1 protein-coding gene and 1 CRISPR repeat array (1 of these 2 only partly in view) are annotated in these 12,654 nt (G+C 59.9%); the gene reads left to right on the forward strand.

Features of this window, described 5'->3' with window-relative positions; all coding sequences use genetic code 11:
* Nucleotides 1-11,921: a CRISPR direct-repeat array (repeat unit 28 nt; unit sequence CTGTTCCCTGCACACGCGGGGATGATCC); it begins 7,871 nt to the left of the window's first position.
* 145 nt (nt 11,922-12,066) lie between these two features.
* Complete coding sequence (locus IPM61_00715) at nt 12,067-12,438, forward strand: hypothetical protein (GenBank protein ID MBK8909829.1); 372 nt, start codon at nt 12,067-12,069, stop codon at nt 12,436-12,438.
* Nucleotides 12,439-12,654 lie beyond the last annotated feature (216 nt).

Genomic DNA, 12,654 nt, shown 5'->3' on the forward strand with positions numbered 1-12,654 from the left:
TTCCCTGCACACGCGGGGATGATCCCCCGTCCCCCCCGCCGCCGCAACCGCGTTTGGACTGTTCCCTGCACACGCGGGGATGATCCCCACCGAAGAGGCAAGCTCTATCCAGCGGGTAACTGTTCCCTGCACACGCGGGGATGATCCCACCAAGAAGCCGCAAGCTGATTCAGGAATCGCCTGTTCCCTGCACACGCGGGGATGATCCCCGCTGTTCTGGGAGAGAGAAGCGGGCGGCATTCTGTTCCCTGCACACGCGGGGATGATCCTCGGGGAATTCTCGCAAATTTCCGTGGTGTTTACTGTTCCCTGCACACGCGGGGATGATCCGAAACGCGCCTAACGATTCGGTCAATTTCCGCCCTGTTCCCTGCACACGCGGGGATGATCCCCACCTTGCAGCGTATCGGTATCGGCGCGATGACTGTTCCCTGCACACGCGGGGATGATCCCTTTCAAGACCTTGAAGGCTCCATCCTTGCCTTCTGTTCCCTGCACACGCGGGGATGATCCGCGACCTACGCACGGCAAGCGACCTAATCGCTGCTGTTCCCTGCACACGCGGGGATGATCCGGCGATGCAAGTGTTAAGCGGGAACGCGCCCGCCTGTTCCCTGCACACGCGGGGATGATCCTACGCCGCTTCCGTACAAGGGCAAGCCGCCGGACTGTTCCCTGCACACGCGGGGATGATCCGTCGCATTTACCGTTGCAGGCGTTTTGAAACTTCTGTTCCCTGCACACGCGGGGATGATCCGATTCCCGTTCATCCTGCCTATAAAATTCCATCCTGTTCCCTGCACACGCGGGGATGATCCGCAGCTATCGGGGACAACGATGCAACGCTTGCCCTGTTCCCTGCACACGCGGGGATGATCCCCTTTCCCGGGTATTGGGGGAACAGGCGCTTGACTGTTCCCTGCACACGCGGGGATGATCCTCGGGGTTTATTTGCACCATCTTCATCCTATGGCTGTTCCCTGCACACGCGGGGATGATCCCTGCCATTTATCCGCGTCGAAAAATTCCAGGGGCTGTTCCCTGCACACGCGGGGATGATCCCGGTACACAGTGGACACCGGGACGCACCGATGCCTGTTCCCTGCACACGCGGGGATGATCCCTCCTAAAACCACACTTTGGAGCCAACCCGGGACTGTTCCCTGCACACGCGGGGATGATCCCCTTTGCCGAAGGGAAAGGGCGGGAAGGTGATGCTGTTCCCTGCACACGCGGGGATGATCCTAAACTTCCCCTTCATGCTGGCTATCACATCCGCTGTTCCCTGCACACGCGGGGATGATCCCGCTAAAGTCTTCCACCAGTAGCTGCCACTTCTCTGTTCCCTGCACACGCGGGGATGATCCCCCGAAGAAGGATTCAGCAGCACCAAGAACATCCTGTTCCCTGCACACGCGGGGATGATCCCGCGTGAGACACTTTACAGCAAGTGGGTCAAGGCTGTTCCCTGCACACGCGGGGATGATCCCCACACTTTGGAGCCAACCCGGGAGCAACCCTCCTGTTCCCTGCACACGCGGGGATGATCCGACCTGCTGGAAAAGCTGGCGCGGTTGGGTGTGCTGTTCCCTGCACACGCGGGGATGATCCGACAAAGACGGCGTTGCGATTGTCGAGGTTATTCTGTTCCCTGCACACGCGGGGATGATCCCCGTTCTTCTGGGAGGGAGAAGCGGGCGGCTGTCTGTTCCCTGCACACGCGGGGATGATCCGCCCCGCCACTGGTACGTTAGCGGCGGGGATAGCTGTTCCCTGCACACGCGGGGATGATCCGCTGGAAGACCTTCGCAAGCAACTGGCAGCAGCCTGTTCCCTGCACACGCGGGGATGATCCCGTTTGCGCTGGCAGCGTACACCTTCCCCAACGCTGTTCCCTGCACACGCGGGGATGATCCGGCATTATCAATGCGCAAGCGTTGGGGGCTGGGCTGTTCCCTGCACACGCGGGGATGATCCGACGGGGCAACGGGCGGCGCAACCCAACCAACACTGTTCCCTGCACACGCGGGGATGATCCGCAAAAACAGCATCAGCCGGGGCCGCCGATGCTCTGTTCCCTGCACACGCGGGGATGATCCGTCAGGGTCTCCAACGCAGGCTTGTAGGTCGAACTGTTCCCTGCACACGCGGGGATGATCCGTTGCGCAACGCTTACACCGTACGCAGCTGCTACTGTTCCCTGCACACGCGGGGATGATCCCCATCTTAACGACTTCTTGGTCTGCCATGTTGGCTGTTCCCTGCACACGCGGGGATGATCCCGAAGCGAAGGCCAAGTTAGATGCGGACTTGAACTGTTCCCTGCACACGCGGGGATGATCCCGAAGAGCGCGGAAGACTACACGGCTTCGATTGCTGTTCCCTGCACACGCGGGGATGATCCGATAGGCAGGCAGATGCTTTCGTTAGTGTAGCACTGTTCCCTGCACACGCGGGGATGATCCGGCTAGGGTAATAGGCCACCTTTTTGAACACTTCTGTTCCCTGCACACGCGGGGATGATCCGCATTACCTGCGGGGATCGCAACGCTAAGGGGCCTGTTCCCTGCACACGCGGGGATGATCCTGCTGTAACGTACCCAGTGTGCGAATCCCCCACCTGTTCCCTGCACACGCGGGGATGATCCGACCTGCTGGAAAAGCTGGCGCGGTTGGGTGTGCTGTTCCCTGCACACGCGGGGATGATCCCCGGTCATGTGACCGATCTGATGCGAACTTACACTGTTCCCTGCACACGCGGGGATGATCCTAAAATCTTCGTCCCACGCAATTTTTTTTTCAACTGTTCCCTGCACACGCGGGGATGATCCCAGCATCGTGTAGTGCGCGTTCAGCTTGGAAAACTGTTCCCTGCACACGCGGGGATGATCCCAGCTGCGTCGTAAATCTCTTTCCGTGGTGCAACTGTTCCCTGCACACGCGGGGATGATCCCCGCTCGATTGGAGGCGCGAAACGCTCGCAGCACTGTTCCCTGCACACGCGGGGATGATCCCAGCGGAAAGCGATGGAGCGGTAACGGCGTTTTCTGTTCCCTGCACACGCGGGGATGATCCGCGGCGGGATGAGCGTTCCGCCGCTACTCTTTCCTGTTCCCTGCACACGCGGGGATGATCCCGGAGGTCTTTTTGCAGTGCCTCCAATCCCTTGCTGTTCCCTGCACACGCGGGGATGATCCCGCACGCACAAACGCAGGGCACGGCTACGCCAGCTGTTCCCTGCACACGCGGGGATGATCCCAGCGCGAACGCTTTAACCGGATCACATCATGACTGTTCCCTGCACACGCGGGGATGATCCCGGCGCGACCTCTACGGCGATTACTTCACCAGTCTGTTCCCTGCACACGCGGGGATGATCCGACCGCCCCCACTTGTGCGATCCCCGCTGCGAACTGTTCCCTGCACACGCGGGGATGATCCGATGAAGATTCCGTTGGCTGCGGATGCCATGTTCTGTTCCCTGCACACGCGGGGATGATCCCGCACGCTTGTAGGTCGAACTTGAAGGTGCGCGCTGTTCCCTGCACACGCGGGGATGATCCCCTCAGCCCGAACGAACGGGCGGACATTGAGGACTGTTCCCTGCACACGCGGGGATGATCCCCAGCCCGTCTATGCAACCACGCCGTACAAGGACTGTTCCCTGCACACGCGGGGATGATCCGTCCCCCAAGCCGTCACCGCATACGATGAGCTTCTGTTCCCTGCACACGCGGGGATGATCCCTGGCAGACATTCAAGCTGAATTGGCTGCACTGCTGTTCCCTGCACACGCGGGGATGATCCTGATTCGCAAGCGGGGCTGGTCGGATGCTGACTCTGTTCCCTGCACACGCGGGGATGATCCCGGATCGGCTGGCAAAGCGATTGGAAATCTTGCCTGTTCCCTGCACACGCGGGGATGATCCGATACTACGCCAAGAGCCTGTGGAGCTATCGAACTGTTCCCTGCACACGCGGGGATGATCCCCGCTTCTCTCGGCCTTCTTTATCTACCTGCGCCTGTTCCCTGCACACGCGGGGATGATCCCGGTGGGGCGATGACATCTGGCAGTCAGCTATCCTGTTCCCTGCACACGCGGGGATGATCCCCCAAAGCACACTTGCCGACGGTCTGCGTCCCACTGTTCCCTGCACACGCGGGGATGATCCGGGGATCGCAGACCAACAGAAGGTTGTTGCCGCCTGTTCCCTGCACACGCGGGGATGATCCCTCCACGAGCTTGGAAAGGACCGATCTTGGTGTCTGTTCCCTGCACACGCGGGGATGATCCGTCTTTAGCTCCATCGAAGCCGCGACCACCGTGCTGTTCCCTGCACACGCGGGGATGATCCCGTGACCGCTGCAAACCGCGCCGTGCTTGGGACCTGTTCCCTGCACACGCGGGGATGATCCCGAAGAGCTTGCCAAGCTGGCCATTGATGAAGGCTGTTCCCTGCACACGCGGGGATGATCCTCACCGAGGTGGACCACAGCCCATCGAACGTGTCTGTTCCCTGCACACGCGGGGATGATCCGAACGGGCGGACATTGAGGAGTATGCGGCACTACTGTTCCCTGCACACGCGGGGATGATCCCACCTATCCCTTGAGGATAACGCGCTGGACGGTCTGTTCCCTGCACACGCGGGGATGATCCCGGGAACGGGGAAGGGGATGGACATGGGTACATCTGTTCCCTGCACACGCGGGGATGATCCCCCCTGCTGCTGTTTCAGTAGGTCCGCTCCAAACTGTTCCCTGCACACGCGGGGATGATCCTTCGGGGGAGTTAGCCCTGCCAGTTACATAGCCCTGTTCCCTGCACACGCGGGGATGATCCCTCCCCCTTTGATCCCCACAGGATGAACTCCGTCTGTTCCCTGCACACGCGGGGATGATCCCACTGGCTTGTTGACACATCCCGGGCAGTCGAGCTGTTCCCTGCACACGCGGGGATGATCCCGGAGCAAGGACCCTGTTGGACTTGCAGCGGATCTGTTCCCTGCACACGCGGGGATGATCCCACCTATCCCTTGAGGGTAACGAGCTGGACGGTCTGTTCCCTGCACACGCGGGGATGATCCCTTTTTTTTAACAGCGATGGCGGGTTTCGGTGCCTGTTCCCTGCACACGCGGGGATGATCCTCCCCAACACGATCTTGTTGTTGTCTTCGTTCTCTGTTCCCTGCACACGCGGGGATGATCCGTAGTCGCGATTCACGTTGCGCGGTATGGGGCCCTGTTCCCTGCACACGCGGGGATGATCCGATGGATGACTTCACGAGATACTCTTGCTGTATCTGTTCCCTGCACACGCGGGGATGATCCCGGTTGCGTTTGAAAATATCGCTGCAAGCATCGCTGTTCCCTGCACACGCGGGGATGATCCCTGCGAATTGGAAGCATTATTTCGCGTTGCCCCCTGTTCCCTGCACACGCGGGGATGATCCTCGTGCGAACCTTCCGGTGGGATATGAGGCCATCTGTTCCCTGCACACGCGGGGATGATCCGCCTCAGCGAACCGTTCGTCAAGTTCGATGCTGCTGTTCCCTGCACACGCGGGGATGATCCTCGCTGCCTTGAACAATTCAGTAGAACGATTCCCTGTTCCCTGCACACGCGGGGATGATCCGCGGGCTTTTGCCGCCCACATCTTCCGCCCCGTCTGTTCCCTGCACACGCGGGGATGATCCCTTGAATTCGCTTCAATATCCGGTCACTTATTCCTGTTCCCTGCACACGCGGGGATGATCCCCAATCACAACGGAAGTTGTTGCGGATTCGGGGCTGTTCCCTGCACACGCGGGGATGATCCCCGCAACGGTGGCATCGTAATCCAACAAGGGATCTGTTCCCTGCACACGCGGGGATGATCCGAAGGGGGCAAGGCGCAACTTGCCGTGGAAACGCTGTTCCCTGCACACGCGGGGATGATCCTTTTGGAGGTGGCAAGACCTCCGGGGGCTGACACTGTTCCCTGCACACGCGGGGATGATCCCCTCCCGGAGATTGGAGATTCGTATGATCCGGCCTGTTCCCTGCACACGCGGGGATGATCCTCCCAGCGCGGAAGCGGGGGCAAAAGCTGTTTTCTGTTCCCTGCACACGCGGGGATGATCCGTTCGTGATGATGTTCATCGCACAGCCCGGCGGCTGTTCCCTGCACACGCGGGGATGATCCTTCCGTCGGCTCTTCACCGATGGCGGCATAGACCTGTTCCCTGCACACGCGGGGATGATCCCGGGGCGGGCCGGATCAGCCCCGGCGTGTGCCTCTGTTCCCTGCACACGCGGGGATGATCCGATGCTCGGTCTTTGGGAGGAAGAGGAAGAGCGCTGTTCCCTGCACACGCGGGGATGATCCTGGTGGTTGCATCCGATACGCAAGGCATGGAAGCTGTTCCCTGCACACGCGGGGATGATCCCGCGGACCACCACCGGAAGGAACGCTGGTCTTTCTGTTCCCTGCACACGCGGGGATGATCCCCTCGCAGCGGTCAAATGGGCGAACGAAAAGCGCTGTTCCCTGCACACGCGGGGATGATCCCTTCACGCCCGCCGCCGCTGCAACTGGTGTCACCTGTTCCCTGCACACGCGGGGATGATCCCAGGGAGGTTGCATCACGATGCTGACATACTTGCTGTTCCCTGCACACGCGGGGATGATCCCGGGGACGATATCGTACGGCTCCCAGCGGAGCCCTGTTCCCTGCACACGCGGGGATGATCCTGGTGATCTTTTCCCCGTCACCCCATTCATCCGCTGTTCCCTGCACACGCGGGGATGATCCGAAGGCGGTTCCGTCTTCTGCTACCAAGCAACACTGTTCCCTGCACACGCGGGGATGATCCGTGGCAACGCGTGAGACCCTTTACAGCAAGTGGCTGTTCCCTGCACACGCGGGGATGATCCCGATCTCTTCCCCTGTGTAGCGGCAACGACTACCTGTTCCCTGCACACGCGGGGATGATCCCTTTGCCAACACGTCAGCAACGGCCATCGCATGCTGTTCCCTGCACACGCGGGGATGATCCTCGTTCACCATCCAATCCGAAGCCATCCGCAAGCTGTTCCCTGCACACGCGGGGATGATCCCCGAACCTTTGCCACGTCCGGCGTGATCCCTTCCTGTTCCCTGCACACGCGGGGATGATCCCCGCGTCTTCGCGAAAGTCTTTAGCCTCGCACCCTGTTCCCTGCACACGCGGGGATGATCCGGGGGGATCGGAGAGGATGACACGCTGCGACCTCTGTTCCCTGCACACGCGGGGATGATCCCACCATGCAACTGAACTGGATTCACAGAGAGATCTGTTCCCTGCACACGCGGGGATGATCCGTGGGGGCGGTCTTCGGGGTTGACTACGTGGGGCTGTTCCCTGCACACGCGGGGATGATCCCCTTTCGGCCAACGCCTCTTCGCTATCACCGGACTGTTCCCTGCACACGCGGGGATGATCCCCTTTCGGCCAACGCCTCTTCGCTATCACCGGACTGTTCCCTGCACACGCGGGGATGATCCCCTCCCCATCGGCATCCAAATCGAACTTCAACACTGTTCCCTGCACACGCGGGGATGATCCCCGTTGTCTTCGTTATAGCGCTCGTTGTGCGTTCTGTTCCCTGCACACGCGGGGATGATCCCGGCATATGAACGCGCTTGCAGCGAAATGGCAGCTGTTCCCTGCACACGCGGGGATGATCCCAGATATACGAAGGCTCCGAATTGGATACTGCGCTGTTCCCTGCACACGCGGGGATGATCCTGGCGGCGACTAACCAAAGAAGAACGCCAACGGCTGTTCCCTGCACACGCGGGGATGATCCGCGGTTCTCGATCCTGCTATATCCAGCAGCACGCTGTTCCCTGCACACGCGGGGATGATCCCATCTTCACCGCTTGGGTCTTTGCCGTGTGAGTCTGTTCCCTGCACACGCGGGGATGATCCCGCGATAGGCGTTGGATGAAGGGACAACCGAACCTGTTCCCTGCACACGCGGGGATGATCCCATCCGCCACGACTTGAAGCTCGATGCAAAGACCTGTTCCCTGCACACGCGGGGATGATCCTGACGGACTACACGGGACAACGCGGCGCAACCTCTGTTCCCTGCACACGCGGGGATGATCCGGCCCGCACCCTACTGGCAGACATATCGGAGCCCTGTTCCCTGCACACGCGGGGATGATCCGTTTTGCGGATGGATCACCAAGCGGAACACTTCCTGTTCCCTGCACACGCGGGGATGATCCCATTTCGCGAACCGCGCCAACACCAACTTCAGGCTGTTCCCTGCACACGCGGGGATGATCCTGGTTGCTTACAGGTGAGGGGGATATGATGACCCTGTTCCCTGCACACGCGGGGATGATCCGTCGCGGGTTCCTTCGCTGCTACTGGCACACTGCTGTTCCCTGCACACGCGGGGATGATCCCCAACAGAGATACTAACAGGCAAACCAACCAAGCTGTTCCCTGCACACGCGGGGATGATCCGTCCGCTGGTGTCCACGTCGGAAAGCGAACCGTCTGTTCCCTGCACACGCGGGGATGATCCGCTGCTGAAGAGCCTACCAAGTCAGGAGGAAAACTGTTCCCTGCACACGCGGGGATGATCCGAAGATCGGCAAGCGGCGCGGGCTGGTGCGATGCTGTTCCCTGCACACGCGGGGATGATCCCCACCATGCTACCATAGAGGCTACCAGCAGGATCTGTTCCCTGCACACGCGGGGATGATCCCGCGCTCCCGAATCCGCTGGCCTGATCCTTCGCCTGTTCCCTGCACACGCGGGGATGATCCCTAACACTCACACAATCGAAACCGACACACCATGCTGTTCCCTGCACACGCGGGGATGATCCGATCGTGATGTGCGGAGGCTCATCAGCAGCTAGCTGTTCCCTGCACACGCGGGGATGATCCCGTTCCCACCAAGTGAGTAATCTTCTTCGTACACTGTTCCCTGCACACGCGGGGATGATCCGGCTGATGCTTTTGCACCACCACCGTTGACGTTCTGTTCCCTGCACACGCGGGGATGATCCCGAAGCGGGTGACGGTGTTGGGTGCTGATAACCCTGTTCCCTGCACACGCGGGGATGATCCTCTCATCTATCCGGCGTTCAAGCGATTGCATCTCTGTTCCCTGCACACGCGGGGATGATCCGTCAGTGGTTACGCATATTGCTGTGAGAGCAACCTGTTCCCTGCACACGCGGGGATGATCCCTTTCAAGATGAGCTACTTCAAGAAGAGCCAAACTGTTCCCTGCACACGCGGGGATGATCCTCCCGAAGCTGCGTGAGTCGCTGAACCACTGTCCTGTTCCCTGCACACGCGGGGATGATCCGGTGTCCCCAAGCCTGTCGAATCTCCAACGGTTCTGTTCCCTGCACACGCGGGGATGATCCTGATTGCCTGCGCAAACTGCATCGTGTAGTATGCTGTTCCCTGCACACGCGGGGATGATCCCGATCTCTCTGCGCCATACCTGGCGTTCAATCACTGTTCCCTGCACACGCGGGGATGATCCCGTCTCGCCTCCCTCCGTAGAGTTTTGAGCGACCTGTTCCCTGCACACGCGGGGATGATCCTCCTTGCCTCTATCAAGTCATCGCTCGGCGATCCTGTTCCCTGCACACGCGGGGATGATCCCTATTTCTGGCGCACGGTCGGATTCGATGAGCGCTGTTCCCTGCACACGCGGGGATGATCCGAATGGGGGACGATGGAGGACGCAAAGCGAAGCCTGTTCCCTGCACACGCGGGGATGATCCCGGGAATCTTGGAGCAATCGGAGAACCCCAAAGCTGTTCCCTGCACACGCGGGGATGATCCGTCTGCAAGGATCATATCCACGGATTCCGCTGGCTGTTCCCTGCACACGCGGGGATGATCCCTTCGTCACCGAATTCCACGCCGTCACCTTCTGCTGTTCCCTGCACACGCGGGGATGATCCCCTTGAAGTCGCGATAAACGGCTCAGGGGACAACTGTTCCCTGCACACGCGGGGATGATCCTCACACCATTCAGTTGCGAGGACGTACAAGAATCTGTTCCCTGCACACGCGGGGATGATCCTCACACCATTCAGTTGCGAGGACGTACAAGAATCTGTTCCCTGCACACGCGGGGATGATCCCACTTAGAACAAATTGCTCATGCACTTGAAGTTCTGTTCCCTGCACACGCGGGGATGATCCCCGTTGGAGGTACTGGACGGTTTTGAGGTAGTGCTGTTCCCTGCACACGCGGGGATGATCCGATTCAGCACTAGAACTCGCAAAAGGTTTTATGCTGTTCCCTGCACACGCGGGGATGATCCGTGATGCGGGATCAGCGTGAAGATGAAAAGCGTCTGTTCCCTGCACACGCGGGGATGATCCCCAGCCGTGGAGCTTGCCACGCTCCACGGTGTCCTGTTCCCTGCACACGCGGGGATGATCCTATCCTTACGCTAAACGCGCAAGGAAAAAGTACCTGTTCCCTGCACACGCGGGGATGATCCGCAAACTGTAAAGCCCTTTCGCTCCAAAGGATACTGTTCCCTGCACACGCGGGGATGATCCCGCAAAGGCAGTCATTGCTGATGCCACGGGCAACTGTTCCCTGCACACGCGGGGATGATCCGACGAAGACTTAGTCACACAATAACCACCACGGCTGTTCCCTGCACACGCGGGGATGATCCTCGTGGCGGCTCCACAACCGCAGCGATGGTTGGCTGTTCCCTGCACACGCGGGGATGATCCGTCCTTGTTTGGTGGTTATTGATTGCAGCAGCTCTGTTCCCTGCACACGCGGGGATGATCCCCCATTATTTTATTCTCCGATTGGTTCTTCGACCTGTTCCCTGCACACGCGGGGATGATCCGTCTGCAAGGATCATATCCACGGATTCCGCTGGCTGTTCCCTGCACACGCGGGGATGATCCCGGTTGCGTTTGAAAATATCGCTGCAAGCATCGCTGTTCCCTGCACACGCGGGGATGATCCCAACGTCACCAAAAGCACGGTTGTGCCATACATCTGTTCCCTGCACACGCGGGGATGATCGGGTGATGCGGTTGGAGATGGGGTTGGCTGCGATCTGTTCCCTGCACACGCGGGGATGATCCCGCGGAAGCGTTGACGGTGCGGCTGCGTAGTGGCTGTTCCCTGCACACGCGGGGATGATCCCCACCGAACCACCCAAAACAGCCCTCCCCCTGCCTGTTCCCTGCACACGCGGGGATGATGTCCCCCTTGCGCCATCCTGTGACCGATTGCGCGCCTGTTCCCTGCACACGCGGGGATGATCCCATTTGCGCTGGCAGCGTACACCTTACCCAACGCTGTTCCCTGCACACGCGGGGATGATCCCCGAAGACTTAGTCACAGCATAACGGAGGCAACCTGTTCCCTGCACACGCGGGGATGATCCCGCCTGTTGGATTGTTACCGTATGAGTAGCGCCCTGTTCCCTGCACACGCGGGGATGATCCCCGAAGAGCTTTAGCATATCGCTATCCCCTTCACTGTTCCCTGCACACGCGGGGATGATCCTCGTTGGTGTTGCACTTGCGATTGTTGCGGAAACTGTTCCCTGCACACGCGGGGATGATCCGGATACCACCCGATCACAGAGCGATGACCAAAACTGTTCCCTGCACACGCGGGGATGATCCCGGGCGGGGCCAAATTCGGCAAGTGATTCCTGACTGTTCCCTGCACACGCGGGGATGATCCCTTTGAGTAGTTGCTCTTATCGCCTCCCCCGGGCTGTTCCCTGCACACGCGGGGATGATCCTCGGCCCCGTGTACTCCGTGCTGTAGTCGCTGACTGTTCCCTGCACACGCGGGGATGATCCCTCCGATCAATGCTTTGCGAAGTACCGTCTCCCCTGTTCCCCGCACACGCGGGGATGATCCGCGACCCTATTGTGAAGCGTTATCAGCCTAACGGGTTATTTTAGTATGCCAACGGGCGCAAGGTGAAGGTTCCCGTTCCGGCAACAGAAACCGCCCAAATTATTGGGACGGTGGTTTGACACATTCACAATGCTTATTTAGAGCGATGAAACCTTTCAAGGTGATGTTATTGGGGGCCGCCGTTTTGGCCGCTTCAGGCTGTGGCTCAACCGGGCCGGAAGAACCGGAATGCCGCGATGACGCGTTCGGGCGGATTGAATGTTCCTACCTGATTTCCGCGCCCGATGAATGCTATTCAAGCAACCTATTCGGCCCCGTCAAAATTTCGGCAACCTTTAGCAATGGCCAGCCCTCGTTTGAGGTGAGGAAGGGGGAAAAGCGGCGGCTTTGGATACAGAAAGAAGGGGCGAAGGTTGGGTTCGTTGGGCAAGTTCAGGAGGGGAATTTTTGGCGCGTTATTTGGGCGGATACGATCGAGATAAAGCCCGGCGGCGATTATACCGTTCGCTGTAAATAGCCCTTCATATGTCACGCCCCCGAAGCCCCAAGAAACCCCGCTGGGTTTGCCGTGAAGCCCCCGGCGTTGGCTACATTGAGGAACGGAACGGGCGGGCAGCGGCGAACTGTTCCCTGCACACGCGGGGATGATCCTTTTACCGTCGGTGCGGTATCCATCACGCAATCCTGTTCCCTGCACACGCGGGGATGATCCCACCCGCTCTTCTCCTGTCCT

The organism is Chlorobiota bacterium (assembly GCA_016710285.1).
In the GTDB taxonomy this organism is placed as follows: Bacteria; Bacteroidota; Ignavibacteria; order OLB7; family OLB7; genus OLB7.

What these genes read in the sequence shown, in the direction of transcription:
- IPM61_00715 (MBK8909829.1), top strand. Translation starts at nt 12,067, where the DNA reads ATGAAACCTTTCAAGGTGATGTTATTGGGGGCCGCCGTTTTGGCCGCT.